A 12,705-nucleotide genomic window follows, 5' to 3' on the forward strand; every position below is an offset into this window, starting at 1 on the left:
ATGATAAAAGAGGTCTTTCCAATCCATGATGTGTTGCCTTTAATTCCGCAACGAAATCCATTTGTAATGGTGGATGCGTTGGAGGAGTTTTCGAAAACAGAAGTGGTATCTTCTTTTAAAGTTGTCGATACTAATATCCTGGTGTCGAATGGTCGTTTCTCTGAGCCTGGAATGGTAGAGAATATGGCGCAAACAGTAGCGTTACATACCGGGTATGATTATTTTAGTAGAGGCGAGGAGGCGCCCACAGGTTATATTGGTTCCATTAAAAAAACGGTGATAAATAAATTACCGCTAATAGGGGATACCATTACAACAAAAGCTACAATTTTACACGAAATTATGGGAGTGACCATGGTACATGTAAAAGTCTATGATAATGTAGGAGAAGAAATCGCTTTTGGCGAAATGAAAACGGTTATTGCAAGTTAATGGAAGAGGTGTTTAAAGCTTTGGAGATTTCTCAGTTTTTGCCACATAGGCCCCCCTTTTTAATGGTGGATTATATTCTTTCTATTGGAGATGATCATGTATCCACTTCTTTCGAAATAAAACCAGATAATATTTTTATTGAACAAGGCCGTTTTAATGAGGCAGGCATGGTGGAGCATGCGGCCCAAACTTGTTCTGCCATTGTTGGAAAGAGCTATTATACGCGGCAAGGAGAGGAGGTTCTGCAAGAAAAGAAGCTCATCGGTTTTATTAGTGCCATAAAAAAGGTCACTATTATTGAGTGTCCAAAAGTTGGAGAAATTATAACTTCTCAAGCAACACTTAAATCCAGGTTTGATTCAGATGATTATAGCATCTGTACTTTTGAGTGCAAGGTACGTCAAGAAGAGAAGGAATTATTATCTTGTGAGATGAACTTATTTATCCAAGAAAGAAAGTAAAGGATATGAAAAAGGAAGAGGTGCCTCAGGATAAAAGTAATCTGCAGTCCACTAGCCAAAAGGAATTGTGTTATGCTGTTGGCGAGGACGGAAAATATGTTACTGAGTTAAGTTCTGGTTGGGATCCTAAAACCATAGCCTTAAATAATGCGATAGAGGAAATTCAAAGTCGCATTTCAATTGCTAAAGAGCGTGTTCTAAATAAGCAAACTAGTCCAATAGAGTTTTATATGGAATGCCATAAAATGGACGTATCCATTTTGGCTAGTTATGTTGGACTTTGGCAATGGCGAGTGAAACGGCATTTTAAACCCAAGGTGTTCAAGATGCTTTCCAATAGTATGTTACAGCGCTATGCCGATGTATTCGAAATATCATTGGAAGAGTTAAAAGATATTACATTGTATAAAACCCCAGATTTAAAAAATAATACCCCAGATGAAAATTGAATTTAAGCACCAACAATCAGCACATTGTGAGAATGGTGTGATTTCCAATTTAATGAGGCATCATGGGTTTAATATTAGTGAACCGCTGGCTTTTGGAATTGGTTCTGGATTGTTTTTTTGTTATGTGCCTTTTGTGAAGGTAAATCATGCACCTGCGGTTACGTATCGTGCTTTACCAGGTGTTATTTTTAAACGTTTTGCTAAGCGGGTTGGTATCAAAATTAAACGCGAAAAGTTTAAGGACCCCAAATTGGCCAAGGCCAGATTGGATGAAAACCTGAACAATAATAATCCAGTAGGGCTACAGGTTGGCGTATATAATCTTGTGTATTTTCCAGATGATTATCGCTTTCATTTTAATGCTCATAATTTAGTGGTTTACGGGAAAGAGGACAGCAACTACCTGATAAGCGACCCCGTTATGGAAACCGTTACGACCTTAACAGATAAAGAACTGGAAAAGGTAAGGTTTGCAAAAGGAGCTTTTGCGCCAAAAGGACAAATTTATTACCCAATCGATTTTCCGGAAAAACTAAAAATAGAAAGTGCTATTGTAAAAGGCATTAAGCATACTTGTAAAGATATGTTGGCGCCTATGCCGCTTATTGGTGTGAAAGGCATCCGATATACGGCAAAACTCATTAAAAAATGGCCTAAAACCAAAGGTGTGAAACTTGCTAATCACTACTTGGGTCAGATTGTAAGAATGCAGGAAGAGATTGGTACCGGAGGCGGAGGTTTTAGGTATATCTATGGGGCATTTTTGCAGGAAGCTAGTAGTATTTTAAAGAATCCTAGGTTGGAAGTACTTTCCAAAGAAATCACTGAAATTGGGGATTTGTGGAGAGATTTTGCCCTAGAGGCTTCTAGAATATATAAAAACCGAAGTGCCCAAGTGGATGCCTATGTAAAAGTGGCGACACAATTGGAGCATATTGCAGATAGAGAAGAAGAATTCTTTAAGAAATTGAAGAAAGCCATATAGAACCCCATGATTACCATTGAGCACATATCCAAAAAGTATAAAGGAAGCGATGCTTACTCGGTCCTTGATTTGGATTTGCATATTGCCGAAAAGGAAATATTTGGGCTTTTGGGGCCCAATGGCGCTGGAAAAACGACATTGATTTCCATTTTGTGTGCCTTGGTAAAACCCTCTTCGGGAAGTTTTACCATTGGGGGATTGACCTATAAAGAAAATAGGAAAAAACTGAAGCAATTAATCGGTATTGTTCCTCAGGAATATGCCCTGTATCCTTCTTTAACAGCTTTTGAAAACCTTCAGTATTTTGGAAGTATGTACGGTTTAAAAGGCAAGCATTTGCATGATAAAATATCCGCTTATTTAGAGCATTTGGGCTTAGGTAAATTTGCGAATAAGCGCATCGAAACTTTTTCGGGCGGTATGAAGCGTCGTGTAAATTTGATTGCCAGTATTCTTCACGAACCAAAAGTATTGTTTTTGGATGAGCCTACGGTTGGGGTAGATGTGCAATCCAAAAATGTCATTATACAGTTCTTACAGGAACTCAACTCCAATGGAACCACAATTATTTACACATCTCATCACCTTAATGAAGCAGAGAATTTCTGTACCAAAGTGGCTATTATAGATCATGGGCAAATTATTGTTGAAGGTCAGCCGTCCACGTTAATTGCCAATAATGAAGGAGCTCATAACCTTGAAGATGTATTCCTAAGTTTAACCGGAAAAGCACTTAGGGATCATGCATAAATTATGGGCGTCTACATACAAGGAATTCTTGCTCCTCTTCAGGGACATTGGAGGGGTCGCCATTTTATTTGTCATGCCTTTGGTACTTATCATTACCATCACCTTAATTCAGGATAGTACCTTTCAAACAGTAAAGGATGTTAAAATCCCTGTTTTGATTGTAGACAACGATCACGGAGAGGTGGCCAAAACCATGCTGAACGGTTTGGAAGATTCCAATTCTTTTGAAGTAATAGAGAAACAAACCGAAGAGGAAGCCAAAAATTTGGTGTCTAAAGGAGATTATCAATTGGCTGTAATAATTCCGGAGCAGTTAACGCAGGATTTGCAACAGAAAATAGCCAATAATGTGGATGGTATTATGGCTAAAGTAATGGGAGAAGAGGCCGATACCTTGCCGCAACGTATTGTGGAAAACAAAGAAGTAAGGTTGTATTTTGATCCGGCAACACAGCAATCTTTTAAAAGTTCTGTGAAAAATGGGATTGATAAAATGATATCAAAAATAGAAACACAATCTATTTACAAAGCTTTTCAAGAGCAGATCTCAGACAATCCAGAAGAGGCCATTTTTGAAACGGACAATTTTATTACATTCAAAGAAATTCTGCCCAAAATAGAGGGGCGGGATGTGCTGCCTAATTCCGTACAGCATAATGTCCCGGCTTGGACCTTATTTGCCATCTTTTTTATCATTGTTCCTTTGTCCATCAACATGGTGAAGGAAAAAAGTCAGGGAACTTTTGTGCGTTTACGAACCAATCCGGTATCCTACGCCACGGTATTGGGAGGGAAGACCATTCTGTATTTATTGGTCTGTTTAGTTCAGTTTGTTTTGATGTTGTTGGTAGGGGTGTATGTATTTCCTTCTATGGGACTTCCTGCATTGGATGTGTCAGGGCGCTTGCTCTTGTTGTTCGTGGTGGCTATTTTTTCCGGTTTGGCAGCCATAGGTTTAGGCTTGTTGTTGGGAACTGTGGCCAAGACTCAAGAACAGTCGGCACCATTTGGAGCTACATTTGTGGTGATATTGGCTGCAATAGGCGGTGTTTGGGTGCCAGTATTTATCATGCCCAAGTTTATGCAATTGCTGTCTAATATTTCACCAATGAATTGGGGGCTCAATGCTTTTTACGACGTATTTTTACGACATGCTACTCTATTGGATATTGTTCCTGAGATAACATTATTATTTATATTCTTTATATTAACTACCCTAATTGCTATTGTTTATAATGAAAAGAAAAATGCGGTCTAAACACAAGGAAATAGTTCATGAAAGTGAGGTGAGGGTGCGCTTTGTAGAAACCGATCCTCTCGGTATTGTATGGCATGGCAATTATATTCAATATTTTGAAGATGGAAGGGAAGCCTTTGGTAGAAAACACGGTATTTCATATTTAGATCAAAAGGAGCATGGGTATGCTACGCCTATCGTAAAATCTAGTACAGACCATAAGCTACCCTTGAAGTACGGCGATGTGGCCACTGTTAAAACCATTTATGTGGATACACCTGCTGCCAAAATGGTATTTCGTTATGAAATATACAATCAGAAAAAGCAATTGGTATGCACAGGTGAAACCATTCAAGTATTTGTCGATAATATTGGAGAAGGAGATCTGTCACTAAACATTCCGACGTTTTTTATGGATTGGAAGCAAAAAGTGGGGTTGCTGGATGAATAAGATATACGTTTCACATAACAACATTGTTTCATCACTAGGCTTTGACAGTCCTACGGTTGTAGAGCATATTAAGTCTGAAGTTACGGGACTTGCATTGGTTGAAAATGAAACACTGCATGCAGAACCATTTTACTCTTCTTTAATAAATACAGGAAAACTACAAGCGGCATTCCATGAACTGCAATCTCAAGACGATTACACGAGATTGGAACAAATGATGATTGTTTCCCTGCAAAAGGTTATTGAAGCATCCAACATTACATTAGATGAACGTGTTGGTTTGATTATTTCTACTACAAAAGGAAATGTAGATGTGTTGGACGCTGATAATCCGTTTCCAAAGGAAAGGGCTTATTTAAGTGAACTCGGCAGGGTTGTAAAAGCGTTTTTTGGTTTTAAAAACGAGGCTATTGTGGTATCTAATGCCTGTGTGTCTGGAATTTTATCGGTAGCTATAGCCAAGAGGTATATTGAGCAAAATGTGTATGACCATGTATTTGTGGTAAGTGGAGATGTGGTAAGTGAGTTTATATTGTCTGGTTTCAATTCTTTTCAAGCCATGAGTAATGAACTTTGCAAACCTTATGATAAACATAGAAAGGGGATTAATATAGGGGAAGTGGCAGCGAGCATTTTGGTAACAAAGGATGATACTAATTTGGCAGATGAGGCCATGGCCATTTTGGGAGAAGGCTCCTGTAACGATGCCAATCATATTTCAGGACCATCAAGAACCGGTGAAGGATTGTATAGGAGTATGGGAACGGCATTTAAGGAAGCGGGTATTAAACCTGAAAACATAGATTACATATCAGCCCATGGAACGGCCACTTTGTTTAATGACGAAATGGAGGCGATAGCCTTCAATAGAATGGGGCTGCATGAGGTGCCGTTAAACAGTTTGAAAGGGTATTTTGGGCATACATTGGGAGCTTCTGGATTATTGGAAACCATTGTCGGTATGCATTCCGTACACAATAAAACATTGTTCAAATCTCTAGGTTTTGAAACCATGGGAGTGAGCCAGCCAATAAATGTAATAACATACACAACACCACATAATATGCAGACCTTTTTAAAAACAGCCTCAGGATTTGGAGGTTGTAATACGGCTGTAATTTTTCAAAAACCAACGCAATAAACCGCAAAACTATGGCAAACAATTCTATTCGTGCAATCGATGCCCTTGAAGAGGCTCACAAAATTGCTTTTGCACCCTTCGTATTTCAAGCAGTTGTCTCGCTTCGTAAATTAGGTGTATTTGATAAGATTTTTCAATACCGAAAGAAGGGAGGGATTTCCATAGAGGGGATTGCAGAAGAATTGTCGTTAAGTGCATATGGAGTTGGGGTGTTACTTGAAATTGCCGAGAGTTCGGATATTGTAACGAAAGATGCTCAAGGCAATTACGAAATTACTACGACGGGCTATTTTTTGACCTACAACGAAACCGTTAATGTAAATATCAACTTTACTCAAGATGTCTGCTATAAAGGGTTGTATCATTTAGAAGATGCCATTAAAACGGGAAAACCTCAAGGACTAAAGGAATTGGGGGATTGGAGTACCATTTATGAAGGGTTGTCTAAATTATCGCCCCAACAGCAAAAGTCTTGGTTCGATTTTGACCATCATTATTCCGATGATATTTTTGGAGAAGCATTAAAAAAAGTATTCGCCAAAGAGCGTAAACATATTTTTGATATTGGTGCTAATACCGGTAAGTTCTCAATACGTTGTAGTAAGTTCAATAAGGAGGTGAAGGTCACTATGGTGGACCTTCCAGGCCAATTGACAAAAGCCATGGCAAATGTAGAACAAGAAGGCGTGCAGGATCGGGTGCATCCATATGAAATTGATTGGCTATCTAAAGATCCTAAAATACCGGCAGGAGCCGATACAATTTGGTTATGCCAATTTTTGGATTGTTTTTCAAAACCGGAAATAGAAAAGATTTTAACCATCTGTGCCAATGCCATGGACGATAAGGCTGAGCTTATTATTGTAGAAACCTTTACGGATAGACAGCGCTTTGACAATGCTAAATTTATTTTGGAGGCCACGTCATTATATTTTACTGTTCTAGCCAACGGAAATAGCAAAATGTACCAAGCCAAGGAGTTAATGGAAGTTGTAAATAATGCAGGGCTTGTGGTTAAGGAAGACCAACCTTTGGGAGAATACCATACTATGTTGGTTTGTCAAAAGAAATAGATAATGGAGTCAGCAGTAAACATTTGTTCATATGCTTCGATAAGGGATGGAAAAGTGACCTTAAAGGGAGATACTCTTTTTGAGGGGAGGCAATCTGATTTTGCAGAATTTATCAAAGCTGCTTATAAGTCGTTTGGGTTAAAATACCCTAAGTTCTTTAAGATGGATAACTTGAGTAAATTAGCTTTTCTAACGGCTGAAGCAATCCTTAAAAATGAGCAATTGAATTTAGATGCTGAAAATAACATAGCCATTGTGCTATCCAATAGAGCTTCTAGTTTAGATACTGATAGGGCTCACCAAACCTCCATTCAAAATAAAGAAAAATATTACCCAAGTCCGGCAGTATTTGTATACACGCTGCCTAATATTTGTATAGGGGAGATTAGTATAAAATATAAACTGTATTCTGAAAATAGTTTTTTTATATTTGACAGATTTAATGCCGATCATTTGTTGACTTCAGCAAACAGCCTTTTGGAAAGCGGAAAAGCAGACCAAGTGTTATGCGGATGGGTAGATTATGATACAGATGATTACGAAGCATTTTTGTATTTGGTTTCCAAAAATTCTGGACTTCCTCATACAAGAGAACAAATTTTAACATTATACAATACTTAAATATGGAAGCTTTAAAACAAGAATTGAAAGAGAACATTATAGAGCAATTAAATTTGGAAGATATGGTGGTTGCCGATATTGCAGATGATGATATGCTGTTTGGCGATGGCCTTGGTTTGGACTCTATTGATGCCTTGGAATTGATTGTAATGCTCGATAAAAACTACGGGATTAAGCTTACCGATCCAAAAGAAGGACGTGCCATTTTTGAATCTATCAACACGATGGCCGCTTATATTTCTGAACACAGAACCAAGTAATTTTTTTTAATGGGGAAAGGAGTAGCTATAACTGGAATGGGGATAGTTTCTGCCATAGGTAACAATGTGGCCGAAAATTACCAATCGCTGATTTTGGGAAATAAGGGAATTTCCAGAATTTCCAAAATCGAAACCATTCACAGAGATGATATTATGGTGGGCGAAATTGCTGCCACAAATCAAGAGCTCATAACTCAATTGGGGTTATCTCCAGAAAACAATTATTCCAGGACGGCACTTCTTGGTGGCGTGGCGGCCAAACAGGCTGTTGATAGTGCAGGGATATTTGATATTTCGCAATATAAAACAGGATTGGTTTCTGCTACCAGCGTAGGTGGTATGGACATGACCGAGAAATATTATTACGAATATCCAAACAACCAAGCGGTTCAAAAATACATCCATGGGCACCATGCTGGTGATTCTACCCAAAAAATAGCGGAACAACTCGGTATTGAAAAAGGCTTGGTAACCACAATTAGTACGGCGTGTTCTTCGGCTGCCAATGCTATTATGTTTGGAGCTCGATTGATTAAATCTGGTCAGTTGGACCGGGTCGTGGTTGGTGGTGCGGATTGTTTGTCGAAGTTTACTATTAATGGGTTTAAAACCTTGATGATTCTGTCGGATACCTACAATACGCCTTTTGATGAACACCGTAAAGGATTAAATCTGGGAGAGGCTGCTGCTTTCTTGGTTTTAGAGTCGGATGCTGTGGTAGAAGCTGAAAACAAACCGGTATTGGCTTATGTAAAAGGTTATGGTAATGCCAACGACGCCTTTCACCAAACTGCGTCATCCGATTTTGGGGATGGGGCAACTTTAGCGATGGAAAAAGCACTTCAAGTAGCAGGATTGGAGCCTAAGGATATCGATTATATCAATGCTCATGGCACATCCACAGGAAATAACGATTTGTCTGAAGGACGTGCTATCATAAGGGTTTTTGGAGATGCGGTTCCTGAATTCAGTTCAACAAAAGCTTTTACCGGCCATACATTGGCAGCTGCAGGAGCTATAGAAGCGGTGTACTCTATTTTGGCTCTTCAGCACAATGAGATTTTTCCAAACTTAAACTATAAAACTCCCATGGAAGCCTTTCATATTCAACCAGAGGCGACCTTAAAATCAAAGGAGTTACACACGGTAATGTCCAATTCGTTTGGTTTTGGAGGAAATTGTTCCACTGTGATATTTTCAAAAGAAGCCTAATGAGAAGTGTATATATAAATAGCATCGGATCTATTTCTGCTCAAAAAACATTTGATAGTACTGAGTTTTTAAATGAAGTGTTGTCCTATAAAGAACTGGTTTTGCCTGTGGTGAACCCTAATTATAAGGATTATATTCCCCCTGCTGCTGCGCGTAGGATGGCAAAAGGAATCAAGATGGGAGTGGTAGCATCTAAAATTGCATTAAAAGACGCAGGACTGGAGGAAGTAGATGCTATTATTACAGGAACAGGAATGGGATGTCTAAAGGATTCTGAAAAATTTCTCAGCGCTATCTTGGATAATAATGAACAATACCTTACCCCTACCTCCTTTATACAGTCTACTCATAATACGGTGGGAGGGCAAATAGCATTGGAACTACAATGTAAGGGGTATAATTTTACCTATGTGCACTCTAGTGTCTCTTTTGAATCAGCCTTGATGGATGCCAAACTGCAACTGGAGTTGGATGAGGCAAAACATATTTTAATAGGAGGAGTTGATGAAATTGGCGATTATACGGTAGAGCTTCATAAGCTGGTGAATCATATAAAAGCGGAAGCAGAAGATTCATTACAGGTTTTAAACTCGAATACCAAAGGAGCTATTTATGGGGAAGGCGCTAACTTTTTTGTGCTATCCAACGAAAAAACGGAACATTCTTACGCAAAACTAACTGCGGTGACTGTTTTTAATACTTTGCCAAAATCAGAATTAAACATTGAGGTAGAAGCGTTTTTATTTGCCAATGGTTTGTCTGTTGAAGATATTGATGTTGTTGTATTGGGGAATAATGGCGATGTCCAGTTTGATGGTTATTATGAAACTTTATCAAGTGGATTGCTTCAAAATACCCCACAAGTATGCTATAAACATTTATGTGGAGAATTTAATACTGCGTCCTCTTTTGCATTTTGGGTTGCGGTTAAAATATTGAAGACACAGTCTTTGCCGGAAGTACTTCAATACAATAATCGTACGGTTACAGATATAAAAAATGTGTTGTTGTACAATCAGTACAGAGGCGAGAATCACAGCTTTACCTTAGTACAGCAATGTTAAAATTTAAAACGGTAAATATAGCGGCAGTTTTTGTTTTTGTAAGTTTGCTGCTCCTTTCTACTGTTTATGACATTTCAATTTTTTGGTTTTTAGTAGTAGTGTTTTTATGGTTAGCATTGACTGCTATGGGGTCTGCTTTTGTTGGTTGGAACTACCACGTACCTTCCATTAACTTTTGTCCGAAAACCGTTAAAAACCAAGTGGCCATAACGTTCGATGATGGACCTAATCCAGAGTATACTCCAAGAGTATTGGAGCTTTTAAAGGTCTATAATGCGAAAGCTACATTCTTTTGTATCGGGAAGCATATTGCGGCACACCCCGAACTTTTTAAACGTATTTTGGAAGAGGGACATACCGTAGGAAACCATACCTTTTCGCATCGCTCTAGTTTTGGGTTTTTGCCAACCTCGAAGGTGGTTTCGGAATTAACACAAACCAACGCTATTGCCAAAAAGCATTCGGGATTGCAATTACAGCTATACCGGCCAGCATTTGGAGTTACCAATCCTAATATTGCAAAGGCTTTGAAAATATTGGGGCTGCAGTCTGTTGGTTGGAACAAACGTTCTTTGGACACTACTTCATTGAGTGAAACAGAAATTCTAAAAAGAATTACCACCAATCTTAAAAAAGGCGACATTATCCTTTTACATGATACAAGCGAAAAATCGGTAAGGGTTTTGGAACAGTTATTGCTATTTTTACGCCAAGAAAACCTGGAATCTGTTTCGGTAGATTCACTTTGTAACATGAAAGCTTATGCGTAACCTTGTCTACTTTTTGTTATTAGTGTTTGGAACATTGAAGGCGCAAACCCCAATGACCGCTTCACAAGCCAATGCTTTAAAAGATAAGGTCAAATCTTTGGCATTGGCTACCAATTCTATTGTGAGCGATTTTACGCAGTATAAGCATATGGACTTTTTGTCTGAGGACATAGTGACCAAGGGGAATATGGCCTTTAAATCACCAGATTTATTAAAATGGGCTTATTTGGAGCCTTTTCAGTATCAGGTGATTTTTAAAAATGAAACCCTGTATATAGATGATGAAGGCAAGAAAAGCGATGTGGATTTGGGGGCCAATAAAATGTTTAAGGAATTAAATACTCTTATCGTTAGAAGTGTTAAAGGCGATATGTTTGACGACACGGCTTTTGATATTGCCTATTTTACAATTGATAAGTCTAGCGAAGTTCATTTTGCTCCAAAGGATACTAGGTTTTCAAAATTCATAAAAAACTTTCAAATTACGTTTAATGGAGAAGGGGATGTTGTAGAGGTTAAAATGGTAGAACCTTCAGGGGACTATACCAAAATTGTTTTCAATAATAAAGTACTAAACCCTCCTTTGGATGACGAGATATTTGCTCATTAGCATAGGGCTACTTTTGTTGGTTGCCTGCGGTTCGTATCCAAAACGGCAAGGCTTTCAAATAGAAGAAAAAGCGGCTTTGATTGTAAATCCTTATTTTTCGGATGTATCTAAAGATTATGTTTACAAAGCAAACATTGAGGTTTACGGCAAGACTTTTGGAGGTCTTTTAATTGTAAAAAAGATAGAGGAAAGCAAGCATAGGGTGGTGTTTACCACAGAGATGGGGAATAAATTGTTCGATTTTAGTTTTGAAAATGAGGTTTTTACGGTGAATTATATTTTGGAGGAATTGGACAAAAAAATGCTTATCAACATTTTGCGGGATGATTTTTTGGTATTTGTTCAAAGTCCGATACAAATTGAGAACGCTTATAGCAAGGATAATTTCCATATTTTTGAAGCAGAATTAAATGGGAAGCCTCATTTTTATTTTTTTAAAAATGATCAATTACTTGAGGTGCTGAGAACAAAGGGGAGTAAAGAAAAAGTAAGTTTTTTGTTTAATGATATAGAGAGGGGATTAGCTAAAAAGATTGAGATTACACACCATAATATTAAGTTGAAAATTAACCTTAAATCAATCAAATAACCAATACTATGAAACATTTATCATTGACTTTTCTGTTTGTTATGGCTGCTGTTACCTTTGGTTTTTCGCAGGTAAAGGTACGTCCCGGGCTTAAATTAGGATTCAATTCTTCTACGGTTTCCAACCTTCCAAGGTCAGAATCTAAATTGGGGTTTCAAGGAGCTATGTTTGCCAATGTTCATTTTGTGAGTTTTTACGAGTTACAAGCTGAAGCTTCGTTTTCCAATCAAGGATATGAGAGGAACGCCATGGGCGAAAGTGGAGATGTTGATATAAAATATATTGGTTTTGCTTTGTCCAATAAATTTTTTGTAGTGCCAAATTTGGGCTTGCACTTGTTGGTTGGGCCTAGTGTGGAAGTAAATGTTTCCGATGAGGATGCAGACATTACCCCTTTTGATTTTTCCTTTTTTGGAGGTGTGGGTTATGAGTTTCCCTTTGGATTGGGGCTTGAACTTCGATATAAGCAAGGCATAATTGATATAAGAGATGGATATTGGGAGGAGTTTGAAGAAGGAGACGAACTGTTTGACGACAATGTGTTAAATGGGGTATTGCAGTTTGGAGTATTCTACAAATTCCAATTCTAGCCAAAATTAA

At 38.2% G+C, this 12,705-nt stretch carries 17 protein-coding genes; all 17 read left to right on the forward strand.

Features of this window, described 5'->3' with window-relative positions:
- From RBH95_RS03650 to RBH95_RS03730, 17 genes are read left to right on the forward strand one after another with little or no spacing between them, the layout of a single operon-like run.
- Positions 1 to 432 (forward strand): hypothetical protein, encoded by a 432-nt coding sequence (locus tag RBH95_RS03650; protein WP_307901366.1) that lies wholly within the window; start codon positions 1 to 3, stop codon positions 430 to 432.
- The gene (locus RBH95_RS03655; RefSeq protein WP_307901367.1) at positions 432 to 893 is read left to right on the forward strand and encodes an ABC transporter permease; all 462 of its coding nucleotides are present in this window, start codon (positions 432 to 434) and stop codon (positions 891 to 893) included. Before RBH95_RS03650 ends, RBH95_RS03655 begins: the two co-directional genes overlap by 1 nt.
- A 5-nt stretch (positions 894 to 898) precedes the next feature.
- On the forward strand, positions 899 to 1,342 hold the full coding sequence (locus RBH95_RS03660) for a hypothetical protein (RefSeq protein ID WP_307901368.1): 444 nt from the start codon (positions 899 to 901) through the stop codon (positions 1,340 to 1,342).
- Complete coding sequence (locus RBH95_RS03665) at positions 1,332 to 2,327, forward strand: BtrH N-terminal domain-containing protein (protein WP_307901369.1); 996 nt, start codon at positions 1,332 to 1,334, stop codon at positions 2,325 to 2,327. The genes RBH95_RS03660 and RBH95_RS03665 overlap by 11 nt, the downstream gene beginning before the upstream one ends.
- A gap of 6 nt (positions 2,328 to 2,333) precedes the next feature.
- Positions 2,334 to 3,077: an ABC transporter ATP-binding protein gene (locus tag RBH95_RS03670; RefSeq protein ID WP_307901370.1), complete on the forward strand. Its 744-nt coding sequence runs from the start codon at positions 2,334 to 2,336 to the stop codon at positions 3,075 to 3,077.
- A complete protein-coding gene (locus RBH95_RS03675) occupies positions 3,070 to 4,335 on the forward strand; it encodes an ABC transporter permease (RefSeq protein ID WP_307901371.1) in 1,266 nt (421 codons plus the stop codon). The genes RBH95_RS03670 and RBH95_RS03675 overlap by 8 nt, the downstream gene beginning before the upstream one ends.
- Positions 4,313 to 4,765 (forward strand): thioesterase family protein, encoded by a 453-nt coding sequence (locus RBH95_RS03680; protein WP_307901372.1) that lies wholly within the window; start codon positions 4,313 to 4,315, stop codon positions 4,763 to 4,765. Before RBH95_RS03675 ends, RBH95_RS03680 begins: the two co-directional genes overlap by 23 nt.
- Positions 4,758 to 5,906, forward strand: coding sequence for a beta-ketoacyl synthase N-terminal-like domain-containing protein (locus RBH95_RS03685; RefSeq protein ID WP_307901373.1), 1,149 nt, complete (start codon positions 4,758 to 4,760; stop codon positions 5,904 to 5,906). Before RBH95_RS03680 ends, RBH95_RS03685 begins: the two co-directional genes overlap by 8 nt.
- Before the next feature lie 11 nt (positions 5,907 to 5,917).
- Entirely contained in the window at positions 5,918 to 6,979 is a 1,062-nt protein-coding gene (locus RBH95_RS03690; RefSeq protein ID WP_307901374.1) for a class I SAM-dependent methyltransferase, read from the forward strand.
- Positions 6,980 to 6,982: 3 nt separating this feature from the next.
- Entirely contained in the window at positions 6,983 to 7,600 is a 618-nt protein-coding gene (locus tag RBH95_RS03695; protein ID WP_307901375.1) for a 3-oxoacyl-ACP synthase, read from the forward strand.
- A 2-nt stretch (positions 7,601 to 7,602) separates the two neighbouring features.
- Entirely contained in the window at positions 7,603 to 7,860 is a 258-nt protein-coding gene (locus RBH95_RS03700; protein ID WP_307901376.1) for a phosphopantetheine-binding protein, read from the forward strand.
- Between the two features lie 9 nt (positions 7,861 to 7,869).
- Entirely contained in the window at positions 7,870 to 9,072 is a 1,203-nt protein-coding gene (locus tag RBH95_RS03705; RefSeq protein WP_307901377.1) for a beta-ketoacyl-[acyl-carrier-protein] synthase family protein, read from the forward strand.
- Positions 9,072 to 10,136 (forward strand): beta-ketoacyl synthase N-terminal-like domain-containing protein, encoded by a 1,065-nt coding sequence (locus RBH95_RS03710; RefSeq protein ID WP_307901378.1) that lies wholly within the window; start codon positions 9,072 to 9,074, stop codon positions 10,134 to 10,136. Before RBH95_RS03705 ends, RBH95_RS03710 begins: the two co-directional genes overlap by 1 nt.
- The gene (locus RBH95_RS03715) at positions 10,130 to 10,906 is read left to right on the forward strand and encodes a polysaccharide deacetylase family protein (protein WP_307901379.1); all 777 of its coding nucleotides are present in this window, start codon (positions 10,130 to 10,132) and stop codon (positions 10,904 to 10,906) included. Before RBH95_RS03710 ends, RBH95_RS03715 begins: the two co-directional genes overlap by 7 nt.
- Entirely contained in the window at positions 10,899 to 11,516 is a 618-nt protein-coding gene (locus tag RBH95_RS03720) for an outer membrane lipoprotein carrier protein LolA (RefSeq protein WP_307901380.1), read from the forward strand. Before RBH95_RS03715 ends, RBH95_RS03720 begins: the two co-directional genes overlap by 8 nt.
- Positions 11,494 to 12,105 (forward strand): hypothetical protein, encoded by a 612-nt coding sequence (locus tag RBH95_RS03725; RefSeq protein WP_307901381.1) that lies wholly within the window; start codon positions 11,494 to 11,496, stop codon positions 12,103 to 12,105. Before RBH95_RS03720 ends, RBH95_RS03725 begins: the two co-directional genes overlap by 23 nt.
- 8 nt (positions 12,106 to 12,113) lie before the next feature.
- Positions 12,114 to 12,695 carry a porin family protein gene (locus tag RBH95_RS03730; protein WP_307901382.1) on the forward strand — a complete coding sequence of 194 codons (582 nt, stop codon included), beginning with the start codon at positions 12,114 to 12,116 and terminating at the stop codon, positions 12,693 to 12,695.
- The last annotated feature ends 10 nt before the right edge of the window (positions 12,696 to 12,705 follow it).

The organism is Mangrovimonas sp. YM274, from assembly GCF_030908385.1.
GTDB lineage: Bacteria > Bacteroidota > Bacteroidia > Flavobacteriales > Flavobacteriaceae > Mangrovimonas_A.